This is a genomic window from Dactylosporangium sp. NPDC051485 (genome assembly GCF_040682015.1).
In the GTDB taxonomy this organism is placed as follows: Bacteria; Actinomycetota; Actinomycetes; order Mycobacteriales; family Micromonosporaceae; genus Dactylosporangium.
The window spans coordinates 1-14,376 of the sequence record NZ_JBFAZW010000068.1 but is presented as its reverse complement, the minus strand read 5'-3'; the positions used below and the strand labels follow the sequence as shown (position 1 = coordinate 14,376).

The following is a 14,376-nucleotide window of genomic DNA, read 5'->3' as shown; positions in this document are numbered from 1 at the left end:
GTACCCCCTCACCCCCCGCTCGGACGCGAGCGACTCGGACGAAGGATCTCGATGAGCAGAAAGCTCGTGACGCGAAGGGTGCTCGCGGCGTTCGCCGTGGCCACCCTCGTCGCCGTGACGGCGCAGACGCTGCCGGCCCAGGCGGCCGGAGGCCCTAACCTGGCCAGCGGCCGCACCGCCACCTCCAGCAGCAGCAACGGCGCCAATGGCATCGGCAACATCAACGACGGCAACCAGGCCACCTACTGGGAGAGCGCCAACAACTCCTGGCCGCAGTGGGCGCAGATCGACCTGGGCAGCGCCAAGAACATCGACCAGATCAAGCTGAAGCTGCCCAACGACACCGCGTGGGCGACCCGCACCCAGACCCTGTCGGTCACCGGCAGCACCGACGGCTCGGGCTTCAGCACGATCCTCGGCTCGGCCGGCTACTCGTTCAACCCGGCGACGCAGAACACGGTGACGATCAGCTTCACCGCGACCAACACCCGCTACGTCCGGCTGAACTTCACCGCCAACACCGGCTGGCAGGCCGCGCAGCTCTCCGAGTTCGAGATCTACGGGGTGTCGGCGTCCACCACCAACCTGGCGCAGGGCAAGACGTTCACGGCGAGCTCCACCAACGCGTCGTACGTGCCCGGCAACGCGGGCGACGGCAACCAGAACAGCTACTGGGAGAGCTCCAGCAACGCCTTCCCGCAGTGGCTGGGCGTCGACCTCGGCGCGGCCGTGCCGGTCACCTCGGTCGTCCTGAAGCTGCCCGCCTCCTGGGGTGCCCGCAACGAGACCCTCTCGGTCCAGACGAGCACCACCGGCAGCAGCTACTCCGACCTGGTCGCCTCCGCGGCGTACAACTTCGCCCCCGGCACGGCGAACACGGTGACGATCTCGTTCACCCAGGCCACGACCCGCTACATCCGGGTCAACATCACCGCCAACAGCGGCTGGCCGGCGGCGCAGATCTCGGAGCTTGAGGTCTACGGCCCGTCCACCGGTGACACCCAGCCCCCGACGGCGCCGGGTAACCTGGCCTACACCTCGCCGGCCAGCGGCCAGATCAAGCTGACCTGGACCGCGTCGACCGACAACAGCGGCTCGATCGCCGGGTACGACATCTACGCCAACAACGTGCTGCGCACCAGCGTGAGCGGCACGACCCTGACGTACACGGACAGCCAGCCGGACTCGGCCACGGTCGCCTACTACGTCATCGCCCGCGACGCGGCCGGCAACCAGTCGCCCGCGAGCAACACGGTCACGCGCACCGGCACCACGCCGGACACCCAGGCTCCGACGGCGCCGGGCAACCTGGCCTACACCTCGCCGGCCAGCGGCCAGATCAAGCTGACCTGGACCGCGTCGACCGACAACAGCGGCTCGATCGCCGGGTACGACATCTACGCCAACAACGCCCTGCGCACCAGCGTGAACGGGACCACCCTGACGTACACGGACAGCCAGCCGGACTCGGCCACGGTGTCGTACTACGTGAAGGCCCGCGACGCCGCCGGCAACGTCTCGGCGGCCAGCAACACGGTCACCCGCACCGGCACCACCACGGACACCCAGGCTCCGACGGCGCCGGGCAACCTGGCCTACACCTCGCCGGCCAGCGGCCAGATCAAGCTGACCTGGACCGCGTCGACCGACGACAGCGGCTCGATCGCCGGCTACGACGTCTACGCGAACAACTCGCTGCGGGCGAGCGTCAGCGGTACCACGCTGACCTACACGGACAACCAGCCGGACTCGGCCACGGTGTCGTACTACGTGAAGGCCCGCGACGCCGCCAGCAACGTCTCCGCGGCCAGCAACACGGTCACCCGCACCGGCACCGGCAACCCGCCGCCGGGGACCAACGTGGCGCTGAACAAGCCGATCGAGGCCAGCGGCTCGGTGTTCACCTTCGTGCCGTCCAACGCCAACGACAACAGCGCCACCACGTACTGGGAGGGCGCGGCCGGCTTCCCGGCGACCCTGACCGTGCACCTGGGCGCCAACAACGACATCTCGAAGATCACGCTGAAGCTCGACCCGAGCTCCTCGTGGGGCGCGCGCACCCAGAACGTGCAGGTGCTGGGGCGTGAGCAGAGCGCGACCGGCTTCACCAGCCTGGTGAACGCGGTCGACTACCGCTGGGACCCGGCGACGGGCAACTCGGTGGACATCACGGTGTCGGCCCGGGTGGCCGACGTGCAGCTGAAGATTAACTCCAACACCGGCGCCCCGTCGGGCCAGATCGCGGAGTTCCAGGTCTTCGGCACCGCGTCGCCGAACCCGGACCTGCAGGTGACCGCGATCAGCGCGTCGCCCGCCTCGCCGGTGGAGACCGACTCGGTCAACCTGACCGCGACGGTGAAGAACAACGGTACGGCCGCGTCCGGCGCGACCACCGTGAACTTCTACCTCGGCACGGCCCAGGGCACCGTCCTGGCCGGCACGGCCAACGTGTCGGGCCTCGCCGCCGGCGCGCAGGGCACCTTCACCGCGAACATCGGGCCCCGCACCGCCGGGACCTACACGGTGAGCGCCAAGGTGGACGAGTCCAACTCGGTCATCGAGACCGACGAGACCAACAACTCCTTCACCAGCGCCACCAACCTGGTGGTCCAGCCGGTGGCCAGCTCCGACCTGATCGCCTCCCCGGTGGCCTGGTCGCCGAGCAACCCGTCGACCGGTAACACGGTCACGTTCACGGTGGTCATCAAGAACCAGGGCACCCAGGCCACGGCGTCCGGCGCGCACGGCGTCACGCTCACGGTGGTCGACTCGACGGGCGCCACGGTCAAGACGCTCACCGGTTCCTACACCGGCACGCTCGCCGCGGGCGCCAGCTCGCCGGTGATCACGCTGGGCACCTGGACCGCGGCGAACGGCAAGTACACGGTGCACACCGTGCTCGCGCCGGACACCAACGAGCTGTCCATCAAGCAGGGCAACAACACCAGCGACAACTCGCTGTTCGTCGGGCGCGGCGCCAACATGCCCTACGACATGTACGAGGCCGAGGACGGCATCGTCGGCGGCGGCGCGCAGGTCGTCGGCCCGAGCCGCGACATCGGCACCATCGCGGGCGAGGCGTCCGGCCGCAAGGCCGTCACGCTGAACTCGACCGGCTCGTCCGTGCAGTGGACCACCCGGGCCAGCACCAACACCCTGGTCACCCGGTTCTCGATCCCGGACGGCACCTCCACCACGCTGAACATCTACGTCGACGGCACCTTCGCCAAGGCCATCCCGCTGACGTCGAAGTTCTCCTGGTTGTACGGCGCCGAGGCCTCGCCCACGAACTCCCCCGGCGCCGGCCCGCGGCACATCTACGACGAGGCCAGCATCATGCTCGACAGCACGGTGCCGGCCGGTCACACGATCAAGCTGCAGAAGGACTCCGCCAACAGCGGCAACTTCGCGATCGACTTCATCAACCTCGAGCAGGTCGCGCCGATCGCCAACCCGAACCCGGCCACGTACATCACCCCGGCCGGCTTCACGCAGCAGGACGTGCAGAACGCCTTCGACACCGCGCGGCAGAGCAGCACGGCCGTCGGCGTCTACCTGCCGGCGGGCACCTACACCACCACCGGCAAGTTCCAGATCTACGGCAAGGCCCTGCAGGTTGTGGGCGCCGGTCCGTGGTACACCAAGTTCCAGACCCCGCAGGACCAGCAGAACACCGACGCGGGCTTCCGCATCGAGACCTCGGCCAACGGCTCGACCTTCAAGAACCTCGCCTTCTTCGGCAACTACGTCGAGCGCATCGACGGGCCGGGCAAGGTGTGGGGCGAGCTCAAGGACAACCAGAACCTGACGATCGACAACGTCTGGGTCGAGCACACGGTCTGCATGTACTGGGGCGTGCACAACAGCGGCATCAACATCAGCAACAGCCGGATCCGGGACACGTTCGCGGACGGCATCAACTTCACCAACGACACGACCAACACCCACCTGGACAACATCGACGCCCGCAGCACGGGTGACGACTCGTTCGCGCTGTTCTCCGCGACCGACGGCGGCGGCTCGGTGGGCAACCACGACAACCTGTGGGAGAACCTGTCCGCGACCCTCACCTGGCGCGCGGCCGGCCTCGCGGTCTACGGCGGGTACAGCAACACGTTCCGCAACATGTACATCGCGGACATGCTGACGTACTCCGGCATCACGATCAGCTCGCTGGACTTCGGCTACCCGTTCGTCGGGTTCGGCCCCGGCTCGACGCCGACGAACATCCAGAACGTCTCGCTGGTGCGCGACGGCGGTCACTTCTGGGGCGCGCAGGCGTTCGGCGCGATCTGGGTGTTCTCGGCCTCGAAGCAGTTCCGCGGCATCCGGGTGTCCGACGTGGACATCGTCGACCCGACCTACTCCGGCATCATGTTCCAGACGAAGTACACGGGAAGCTCGCCGGAGAACCCGGTCACCGACACGGTGTTCACCAACGTGAGCATCAGCGGCGCCAAGCGCAGCGGTGACGCGTACGACGCCAAGTCCGGCATCGGCATCTGGGTCAACGAGATGCCCGAGCCCGGTCAGGGCCCGGCCGTCGGCTCGGCGACGTTCAACCACCTCACCTTCTCCAACAACGCGGAGAACATCCGCAACACCACCAGCACGTTCACCCTCACCATCAACCCGTAATCCGCACCGAGTAACAAGCACGGCCGCCGGGGCACCCAGCCCCGGCGGCCGTTGCCGTTGGCGCAAGGGCCGTGAAACCGGGCGAAGAGCCGCGAAAGCGGTACGTCACGAGACGCCGTTCACGGCGGGGAGCCCGCCACCCGGGCCCGCAGGCGGCGCAGCATGCGCGCGTCCTCGAAGCCGGCGGCGCGGGCGGCGGCCTCCACCGTGGCGCCGTGCCCGATGAGGTGCTCGGCCCGCTCCACCCGCAGCAGCTGCTGGTACCGCAGCGGGGTCAGCCCGGTCGCCTCGCCGAACGCGCGGGTCAGCGTGCGCTCGCTCACGCCCGCGGCCACGGCCAGGGCGCGCAGCGGCAGCCGCTCGGTGAAGCGGCCGTCGATGACGTCCTGGGCGCGGTGCACGACGTCGGACACGTGGTCGCGATGGCGGAGCATGACGCTGTGCTGCGGGGCGTCGCCGTTGCGCCGGGCGTACACGACCATCTCGCGGGCCACCCGGGCCGCCACCGCCGGGCCGTGCCGGGCCGCCACCAGGTGCAGCGCCAGGTCGATGCCGCTGGCGATGCCGGCCGAGGTGACGACCCGGTCGTCGACGACGTAGAGCACGTCGCGGACCACCCGCGCCGCCGGGTACCGCTCGGCCAGATGGTCCTGCAGGTCGTGGTGCGTGGTGCAGCGGCGCCCGTCGAGCAGCCCGGCCTGGCCCAGCGCGTCGGCGCCGGCGCACACGCTGGCCACGGTCCCGCCGCGGCGGTGGTGCTCGGCGAGCCGGGCGCGGGTCGATCCGGTCAGCAGCCCGTGGGTGCCGAACCGGTGCCCGCGCCAGCCCGGGACCACGACCAGGTCGCCGGCGTCCAGCGCCGGCCAGTCCGCGCTCGCCCGCAGCGGTATGCCCTGGGCGGTCGGGACGTCCTCCCGCTCGGCCACGTAGTGCAGCTCGTAGCCCAGGCCCAGGTCCCGCGCGGTGGAGAACACCTGTGCGGGGCCGGCCAGGTCGAGCAGGTGCACCTGCGGCACGAGCAGGAAGACCACCCTCATCGGGCGAGGACCTCCTTGACGGTGGCCACGGTCGCGAACCGGCCGTTGAGCGCGTACTCGGTCCGGGCGACCACCTCGGCGGCCGGCAGCGTGCGCGGGCTGGCGAGGATCTCCTCGTACGGCAGGTCACGCTCGTCCACGTGCGGGATCGGGAACGTGGCCGTGGCCTCGGTGACGAACGTGACGTCGTACCCGAGGTCGCACGCGACCCGGGTGGTCGTCTCGCAGCACCATTCGGTCTGGATGCCGGTCACGATGAGGTGCCGGATGCCCTCGGTGGTGAGCAGCTGCTGCAGGCCGGTGGTGGTGAACGCGTTGGCCGACGTCTTGACCAGCTCCGGCTCGCCGGCCCGGGGCTCGAGGCCGTCGAGGTAACGGATGTGGCCGTTGACCGGGTCGAACGGGTTCCCGGTGCCGGGCTCGGTGTGCAGGATCCAGACCACCAGGTCGCCGCGCTTGCGGGCGTCGTCGATGAGCGGCTGCACGGTCGCCGCGATGCCGGGATCGGTCACGGCCACCCAGCTCGGCCGCCGCCGGAACGACTCCTGGATGTCGATGATGAGCAGTGCGCTTCGCATGCCTCTGATCCTGCGCTTCGGTTCGCCTCCCGACCAGGCTAGGACCGGCCGTCGGGCGGACGGATCCGGTCAACAGCCGTCTCATAATGCGGGAGAGTGATTCCGGAGTATGAGACGCGGATACTACTGTCCGGGACATGCCGAGCAACGTCTACACCCACGGACACCACGAATCGGTACTGCGCTCACACCGCTGGCGCACCGCCGAGAACTCCGCCGCCTACCTGCTGCCGGTGCTCACCGAGAAGATGAAGGTCCTGGACGTCGGGGCCGGGCCGGCCACCATCACCCGGGACCTGGCCGCCCGCGTCGCCCACGTGACCGCCCTCGAGGTCACCGAGGAGGCCGTCGCCGTCGCCCGCGAGGGCCTCGCCGGGGTGGCCAACGCCGAGGTGGTGCGCGGCGACGTGCACGCCCTGCCGTTCCCCGACGACACGTTCTGCGTGGTCCACGCCCACCAGGTGCTGCAGCACGTCGCCGACCCGGTCCGGGCCCTGCGCGAGATGCGCCGGGTGTGCAAGCCCGGCGGCTACATCGCCGCGCGCGACAGCGACTACGCCGGCTTCGTGTGGCACCCGGCCCTGCCCGAGCTGGACGACTGGATGGCCCTCTACCAGCGCATGGCCCGGGCCAACGGCGGCGAGCCCGACGCCGGCCGGCGGCTGCTGGCCTGGGCCCGCGAGGCCGGCCTGACCGACGTCACCGCCACCTCGAGCACCTGGTGCTTCGCCGACGACGAGGACCGTGCCTGGTGGGGCGGCATGTGGGCCGACCGGGTGCGCTCGTCGGCGATGGCCCGCCAGGCCCTGGCCGCCGGCGTGCCCGAGGAGGAACTGGCCCGCCTGTCCGAGGGCTGGCGCCGCTGGGCCGCCGATCCGGACGGGTGGCTGTCCATCCTGCACGGCGAGATCCTCGCCCGGGTCGTGTGACACCATCCTTGCCGTGACCGGAGATCGACTTCCCGCGGACCTGCACACCCATACCCAGTTCTCGTGGGACAGCACGGCCGGCGACATGGACGGCTCCTGCGCCCGGGCGGTCGAGCTCGGCCTGCCGGCGATCGCGTTCACCGAGCACACGGACTTCATCACGTGGACCGTCGCGCCCGACTCGCTGGCGCCGCGGATGGCCCGCCACCTGGTGGACCCCGAGTCGCTCGCGCCGCCGCCGCTGGACGTGGCCGGGTACCTGGAGTCGGTCGACCGGTGCCGTTCGCGGTACCCCTCCCTGAAGATCATCACCGGCGTCGAGCTCGGCGAGCCGCACTGGTTCGCCGGCCCGGCCGCCGCGCTGCTCGCCTCCGCCCCCTTCGAGCGCGTCATCGGCTCCCTGCACTCGCTGCGCGTGCGCGGCGTCTTCCGCCTGGTGGAAGACGAGTACACGGTGCGCGACGTCCCGTCGGTGCTGCGCGACTACTTCGCCGAGACGATTCGCATGATCGAGACGGGCGGCGACTTCTCGACGCTGACCCACCTCGACTACCCGGTGCGCTACCTCCCGGCGGGCCACGAGTTCCGCCTCGCCGATTTCGAGGACGAGGTACGAGCCGTGCTGCGCTCCCTCGCCGGCACCGGCCGAGCGCTGGAGGTCAACACCCGCCGCACCCTGGAGCCGCTGCTGCTGCGGTGGTGGCGCGAGGCCGGCGGCGAGGCGGTGAGCTTCGGCAGCGACGCGCACCGCCCCGACCTGGTGGCCACGAACTTCCGGGCCGCCGCCGATCTGGCCACGGCCGCCGGCTTCCGCCCCGGCCGCCACCCCTACGAGCACTGGCTGCGTTGATCGGGCGGCGACGTCGACAGTCGTGGATGTCGACGGGTGACGCCGGGGGTGAATGCCCGTATCGTGGAAGCGGCTCGGATCGTAGAAGGTGAGCCGCCGATGAGTCCCGCCGATCGCTTCGCCGTGTTCCCCGAACTGCACATCACCGTCGATCCCCTGCCCGGCCAGGCCCTGCGGGTCCGCGTAGCGGGGGAGGTGACCCTGGAAAACGTTGGCGAACTGCGGAAGGTGCTGTTCCGGGCGATCGACGACGTGCGGGCAAGAGCCGTCGAGGTCGACCTGGGCCTGGTGACCTTCATCGACTCGACCGGCATCGGCAAGCTCGTCTCCGCCCGCGCCCACGCCGTCAGCAGCCACAGCGACCTGTGGATCGTCAACCCGAGCCCCGGCGTCCGCCGCGTGCTGAGCCTGCTGGGCCTGCTGGACACCCTCTCCACCCCGACCGGCACGAGCGGCTGGGCCCCTCCGAAGAGCGCGTAGCAACCCCGCGCCGGCTACAGGCGCAGCTGGCTGACGAAGGCGGCGGCGGCCTCCCGGTCCGGGGGCAGGGCCGGGGCGAACGCGGAGATGAAGGCGTGCTGGAAGCAGGCGCGTGAGTGAGCACTCACTAACCACGGAAGGCGCGGGGATGAAACTCACGGTGTTCGGGGCGACCGGAGGCATCGGGACGCAGCTCATCCGGCAGGGGCTGGCACGCGGGCACGAGATGACGGCGGTCAGCCGGCGGCCCGTCGAGCTCGGATGTGCCGTGGTGGTGGCCGGCCTCGACGATGCGGCGGCCCTCGCCGGGGCGGTGGCCGGGCGGGACGCGGTGCTGTCCGCGCTCGGGCTGCGGGCGCCGGAGATGAAGGCCCGGCGGCGGCGGGACCCGGCGGCGCGCAGCACCGTGCAGGCCGACGGCGCGCGGGCGCAGGCGGCGGCCATGCGGGCGACCGGGGTACGGCGGATCGTCTCCGTCGACGCCGCCGGGCGGGTCGCTGACGAGGGCGACGGGGCGCTGACCCGGGCCGTCGTCAAGCCGCTGCTGCAGCGGCTGCTGCGGGAGGGGTTCGAGGACCTGGCCGAGGCCGAGCGGGTCCTGCGGGCGAGCGGGGCCGACTGGACGCTCATCGCGCCGCCGCGGCTGACCGGCGGCGGACACCGTCCATATCGCGCCGTTCTCGACATCAACGTGCGCGGGGCGCGGACCCTCTCGCGGGCCGACGTCGCGGACGCGATGTTCCGCGCGCTGGAGGAGCCGTCCTGGGTCGGCCGGCGGGTATCCGTCGCGTACTGAACCCGCGTCGAACCCCGAGGGCGCGATGCGGCCCGGGTCCGTCGGGCCACGGACCCGGGCCGGACGCTACCGGCCGTCCCAAGGAGGAAGAACGGCCGGTCGCGTCACCGCCGTGCCCGGGAAGTCCCTCGTCGACCCGGGCACTCCACGGTCAGCTCACGACACCCAGGCTGCCGAAGTCCAGCATGCCGTAGTACGGCGTGACGAAGCAGTTGGTGAGCCGCGGGCTGCGGTAGTTCAGCGCCTTGTCGTACGTGAACGGCAGGTACGCCGCCGTCTCCGACACGAGCTTGTTGATCTGGCGCCAGATCTCGGCGTTCTTGGCCAGGTCGGGCTCGGTCTTGGTCTGGTCGATCAGCTTGTTGATCTCAGGGTCGTCGATCTCGGCGTAGTTGTTGTTGCCCGACGCCGAGATGGCCCGGCCGTCGACGAGGACCTGCAGGAAGCCGGCCGCCGTCGGGTAGTCGGCGCCCCAGCCCGCCATCATCAGGCCGTAGCCCTTGTTGTGCACGTTGGCCGGCGTGCCGATGATCGAGCGGAAGTACTGCGACGGGTCCTGCGGGTCGAGGCGGGCCTTGATGCCGACCGCGGCCAGCGACTGCTGCAGCGCCTCAGCCGTCTTGAACTCCTTGCCGGTGTTGCGCGTGGCGAGCACGGTGTCGAAGCCGCTGGGCTTGCCGCACGCGGCGAGCTCCTCCTTGGCCTTGTCGGTCTGCGGCTTGCCCGACTTGGTGTTGAACGCGTCGTCGGCGTCGTCGTGCCCGGCGATCGTCGGCGGCAGCATGTTGGTGGCGATGGCGCCGCCGGCGTCGGGGCCGCCGCGGGCGGTCTGCATGGCGACCTTGTCCAGCGCGTACTGCACGGCCTTGCGGCAGTGGATGTTGTCCAGCGGCGGAACCTTGGTGCTGATGGCGGCGTACCGGATGAAGCCCGACGGCACCGAGTCCGTGTTCTTCCTGTTGTCCGGCTGGGTCAGGACCTTCGGTTGCGTGCCGGGCTGCACGCCGGTCTGCGCGATGTCGAGGTCGACCTCGCCGGACAGCACTTCGTTGTCGATCTCCTCGACCGCGGTGCCGAAGGTGACCTCGACGCGGTCCGGCAGGGCCAGGCGCACGGTGTCGGTCCTCGGGTCCCAGTTCTCGTTGCGGACCAGGGTCAGCTTCTTGCCCTCGTCGAAGGTCTCGAACTTGTACGGCCCGGACGAGACCGGGTGCAGCGCGTACTTCACGCCGGTGTCCTTGGCCCGCGGGATCGGACCCGCCGCGGGCATCGAGATCAGGTACAGGAAGTCGCTGTTGGGCTCCTTGAGGGTGAACACGATCGTGAGGTCGTCCGGTGTTTGGACCGACTTGAGGCCCATCTTGTCCGGGTCGGTGTCCTTGTACACGCCCGGGTACTTCTGCCCCTGGTCGAGCACGTCCACCAGGTACTTCGGCCCGGCGTTGACGACCTCGGAGGCGAAGACGCGCTCGACGGCGTACTTGAAGTCCTTCGAGGTGATCGGCGAGCCGTCCTCGTACTTCAGCCCCGGCTTGAGCTTGAAGGTGTACTTCTTGCCGCCGTCCTCGATCGTGGGCATGTCGGCGGCCAGGTCCGGCACCAGCTTCAGGCCGTCCGGGCCGGGCTTGGCCTGGTTGGTCAGCAGCGCGCGGACGTAGAACCCCTTCATGAAGTTCCAGGCGTTCGCGTAGTACGCGATCTGCGGGTCGGTCGAGTCGAAGCCGGAGTTCTGCGTCAGCTTGAGGGTGCCGCCCTTCTTGTCGGACGGGTGCACGATGCCCTGCAGGGCGGCGTTGTACCCGCTCGGACCTTTGGCGCCGCCGTTGTTGCTGGTATTGTCGCTGCTGGTGCCGCCTCCGCAGGCGGACAGCAGGAGGCTCGCGGTGACCGTGGCGGTCACCAGCGCACCTGGTCGCTTCTTCACGTGTCGGACCTTTCCAAGGGCCGCGGTTGAGGTCGCCGCGGATCGGATCTCACGCACGCGGGCAGCACGGATCAGCCGGCGTCCACTGAGGACCCTCCACTGTGTACAGGGCGTAGGCATGCACCACGCCCACCGGGTGGGTCGTCGAAAACGTCGGTAGAGCCTGAACTTTTGGTTGCTACGTCGTGTGGTTGCTACGTCGTGTGGTTGCTGCGTCGCGTGGCCGGCGATGTGCGTCGCCGTTCTGTGAGCAATGACCTCGGAGGCGACGGGCCGGTTGCACTCCGGATTGCTTTGTCGCATAACGGAATGGTCACCGTGGCGTTGAGCAGCGGCTCGGCCGCCGAAATCGCAGTGGCCCGGGACCGGTCAGGCGCCGGGCAGCTCCCGCAGCCGGGCGATGTTCCCGGCCTCTTGCGGATCCGGCGCCGGTACCTCCAGGAACGCCCGCAACACCTCGACGGCGACGTCCGGCGCCAGCCGCTTGAGGCTCATCGCGAGGACGTTCGCGTCGTTCCACAGCCGCGCGCCCCGGGCCACCCACGGGTCCCAGGCGACGGCCGCGAGCACCCCGGGCACCTTGTTCGCGGCGATCGCGGTGCCCGTGCCGGTCCAGCACATGACGACGCCGAGGTCGGCCCGCCCCTCGACGACGGCCCGCCCGACTCCGGCGCCGAGGTCCGGCCACGGTACGTCGGCATCGTCACCGCCGACCCGCAGCACCTCGTGGCCGGCGTCCGCGAGCTCGGCCAGGACGGCGTCGGTGGTCGCGTTGTGGTCGTCGGCGGCGAACGCGATGCGCATCATCCCATTGTGCCGCCACCCGGTCAGGGGCATACACCCGCCGCACGCCGGCCGCCCGCATCCGCCGGACGATCGGGCCCCGGCCGAGCCGCACCAGCTCCTCGGGCGTGACGTGCCGGCGCGGCCCGCCTGCCGTGGCGTGAGGGGCAAAAGGTAACGGGCGCGGCGCGCGGCCGCATCCTCGGGCGTGACGTGCCGGCGCGGCCCGCCTGTCGTGGCGTGAGGGTCAACCGGCCGGGGGGCTGGCCGCCTCGAGCCGGGGCGGGGCCGGGGGCGCGGCGCGCAGCCGCTGGGTCAGCGCCACGCAGGCGAGGACGGCGACGGCGGCGGCGATCGCGACCGCGGGCACGTGCTCGCCCAGCAGCAGGGCGGACCAGGCCATGGTCAGCACCGGCTGGGCGAGCTGGATCTGCCCGACGCGGGCGACGCCGCCGCGGGCCAGCCCGCCGTACCAGGCGAAGAACCCCAGGAACATGGAGATCACGGTGAGGTAGCCGAGGCCGGCCCAGCCCGCGGCCGGGGCGTGCGGGGGATGGCGCAGCGCGGACCACGCCGTGACCGCGGCCGTGACCGGCAGGCTGAGCACGAGCGCCCAGCAGATGGTGCGGGCGCCGCCGAGCTCCCGGGCGAGGGCGCCGCCCTCGGCGTAGCCCAGGCCGCACAGGGCGACCGCGGCGAGCAGGAACAGGTCGGCCGGGCCGATGGCGCCGGAGACGGCGCCGCCGAGGACCAGGAAGGCCAGCACGGCGGCCAGGCCGCCGCCGCCGGCGAGCCAGAACGCCGGTGCCGGGCGCTCGTGGGCCCGCAGCACCGCGAAGCCGGCCGTGACCGCCGGGAGCAGGGCGATGACCACGGCGCCGTGGGTGGCCGTGCTTGCCTGCAGGGCGAGGGAGGTGAACATCGGGAAGCCGGCCACGACGCCGGCGGCGACCACGGCCAGGCGCCGCCACTGGGCCCCCGTCGGGCGCGGGGCGCGGACGATCGCGAGATAGGCCAGCGCCAGCAGGCCGGCGCCGACGGCCCGGCCGAACGCGACGAACCAGGGGTCGAGGTGCTCCACCGCCAGGCGGGTGGCCGGCAGCGACATGCTGAACCCGAGGACCCCGAGGGCGCCGAGCGCGGCCCCCGTTATCGCATTCCGGCGGGTAACGTTACCCTTGTCTCTCATGAATGACGATAACGCAGCCGGACGCGTTATCCAAGATCTTCGGGCGCTGGCCGCCGCGGCCGGGCCGGGGGCGCGGCTGCCGGCCGTGCGCGAGCTGACCGCGCGGCACCGGGCGTCGGCGATCACGGTGTCGCGGGCGATCCGGGCCCTGGCCGCCGAGGGGCTGCTCGACACGCAGCCCGGGCGGGGGACCTACGTGGCCGCGCAGCCCGCCGCCGCGGCCCGGCCGGACCTGTCGTGGCAGTCGATCGCGCTCGGGCCCCGGCCGGCCGGCGAGGACGCGATGCAGGCGCTGCTGGCCATCCCGCGGCCGGGGGCGATCGCACTGTCCAGCGGGTACCTCGACCCGGACCTCCAGCCGGCCGCCGCCCTCGGCGCCGCGCTGGGCCGGGCCGCCCGGCACCCGGCGAGCTGGCAGCGCGGCCCGGTCGAGGGGCGGGAGGACCTGCGGGCCTGGTTCGCCCGCACGGCCGGCGGGCTGCTGCGGCCGGAGGACGTGGTGATCTGCGCCGGCGGGCAGGCGGCGCTGTCCACGGCGTTCCGCGCGCTGGCCGCGCCCGGCGACGCGGTGCTGGTGGAGTCGCCGACGTACCTCGGGGCGCTCGCGGCGGCCCGGGCGGCCGGCCTGCGGGTGGTGCCGGTGCCCGCCGACGCCGAGGGGGTGCGTCCCGACCTGCTGGCGGCCGCGCTGCGGCGCACCGGGGCGCGGCTGTTCTACTGCCAGCCGCTGTTCGCCAACCCGCACGGCGGCGTGCTGTCCCCGGCCCGGCGGGCCGCGGTGCTGGCCGAGGTCCGGGCCGCCGGGGCGTTCCTGCTCGAGGACGACTACGCCCGGGACCTCGCCATCGACCTCGACCCGCCGCCCCCGCTGGTCGCCGAGGACCCGGACGGCCACGTGATCTACCTGCGCTCGCTGACCAAGTCGGCCGCCCCCGGGCTGCGGGTGGCCGCCATCGCCGCCCGCGGGCCGGCGGGGGCCCGGCTGCGCGGGGCCCGGGTCCTGGACGACTTCTTCGTGGCCGGGCCGCTGCAGCAGGCCGCCCTGGACTTCGTCACCTCGCCGGCCTGGCCCCGCCACCTGCGGGCCCTGCGGGCGGAGCTGCGGCTGCGCCGGGACGCGCTGCTCGACACGATCCGCCGGCACCTGCCGGAGCTGGAGGCCCCGGCGGTGC

11 protein-coding genes are annotated in these 14,376 nt (G+C 71.8%); 6 read left to right on the top strand and 5 right to left on the bottom strand.

Annotated features, from left to right (window positions below; all coding sequences use genetic code 11):
- Nucleotides 1-51: 51 nt before the first annotated feature.
- Entirely contained in the window at nucleotides 52-4,638 is a 4,587-nt protein-coding gene (locus tag AB0M46_RS32315; protein ID WP_363342222.1) for a discoidin domain-containing protein, read from the top strand.
- Nucleotides 4,639-4,757: 119 nt separating this feature from the next.
- Here AB0M46_RS32315 and AB0M46_RS32310 read toward each other — a convergent pair whose 3' ends face one another.
- Entirely contained in the window at nucleotides 4,758-5,675 is a 918-nt protein-coding gene (locus AB0M46_RS32310) for an AraC family transcriptional regulator (protein ID WP_363342220.1), read from the bottom strand.
- Nucleotides 5,672-6,253 carry an isochorismatase family protein gene (locus AB0M46_RS32305; protein WP_363342218.1) on the bottom strand — a complete coding sequence of 194 codons (582 nt, stop codon included), beginning with the start codon at nucleotides 6,251-6,253 and terminating at the stop codon, nucleotides 5,672-5,674. Before AB0M46_RS32305 ends, AB0M46_RS32310 begins: the two co-directional genes overlap by 4 nt.
- Nucleotides 6,254-6,390: 137 nt before the next feature.
- Here AB0M46_RS32305 and AB0M46_RS32300 point away from each other — a divergent pair, with 137 nt between their 5' ends.
- The 4 genes from AB0M46_RS32300 (at nucleotide 6,391) to AB0M46_RS32285 (ending at nucleotide 9,308) form a co-directional block, all read left to right on the top strand.
- Nucleotides 6,391-7,182, top strand: a complete 792-nt coding sequence (locus AB0M46_RS32300) for a methyltransferase domain-containing protein (RefSeq protein ID WP_363342216.1) — start codon at nucleotides 6,391-6,393, stop codon at nucleotides 7,180-7,182.
- Between the two features lie 13 nt (nucleotides 7,183-7,195).
- Nucleotides 7,196-8,032: a PHP domain-containing protein gene (locus AB0M46_RS32295; RefSeq protein ID WP_363342214.1), complete on the top strand. Its 837-nt coding sequence runs from the start codon at nucleotides 7,196-7,198 to the stop codon at nucleotides 8,030-8,032.
- A gap of 99 nt (nucleotides 8,033-8,131) precedes the next feature.
- Nucleotides 8,132-8,512, top strand: coding sequence for an STAS domain-containing protein (locus tag AB0M46_RS32290; protein WP_363342212.1), 381 nt, complete (start codon nucleotides 8,132-8,134; stop codon nucleotides 8,510-8,512).
- 148 nt (nucleotides 8,513-8,660) lie between these two features.
- Nucleotides 8,661-9,308, top strand: a complete 648-nt coding sequence (locus AB0M46_RS32285) for an NAD(P)H-binding protein (RefSeq protein ID WP_363342210.1) — start codon at nucleotides 8,661-8,663, stop codon at nucleotides 9,306-9,308.
- 151 nt (nucleotides 9,309-9,459) lie between these two features.
- Here the strand turns inward: AB0M46_RS32285 and AB0M46_RS32280 are convergent, their stop codons facing one another.
- The 3 genes from AB0M46_RS32280 to AB0M46_RS32270 form a co-directional block, all read right to left on the bottom strand.
- A complete protein-coding gene (locus AB0M46_RS32280; protein ID WP_363342208.1) occupies nucleotides 9,460-11,232 on the bottom strand; it encodes an ABC transporter substrate-binding protein in 1,773 nt (590 codons plus the stop codon).
- Nucleotides 11,233-11,601: 369 nt separating this feature from the next.
- Nucleotides 11,602-12,036, bottom strand: a complete 435-nt coding sequence (locus AB0M46_RS32275; RefSeq protein WP_363342206.1) for an RpiB/LacA/LacB family sugar-phosphate isomerase — start codon at nucleotides 12,034-12,036, stop codon at nucleotides 11,602-11,604.
- A 226-nt stretch (nucleotides 12,037-12,262) separates the two neighbouring features.
- Nucleotides 12,263-13,204 carry a DMT family transporter gene (locus tag AB0M46_RS32270; protein WP_363342204.1) on the bottom strand — a complete coding sequence of 314 codons (942 nt, stop codon included), beginning with the start codon at nucleotides 13,202-13,204 and terminating at the stop codon, nucleotides 12,263-12,265.
- On the opposite strand from AB0M46_RS32270, the gene AB0M46_RS32265 reads away from it, so the two are divergent.
- Nucleotides 13,203-14,376, top strand: a 1,174-nt coding sequence (locus AB0M46_RS32265) for a PLP-dependent aminotransferase family protein (protein ID WP_363342202.1), incomplete at its 3' end; no start/stop codon positions are given. The genes AB0M46_RS32270 and AB0M46_RS32265 overlap by 2 nt on opposite strands.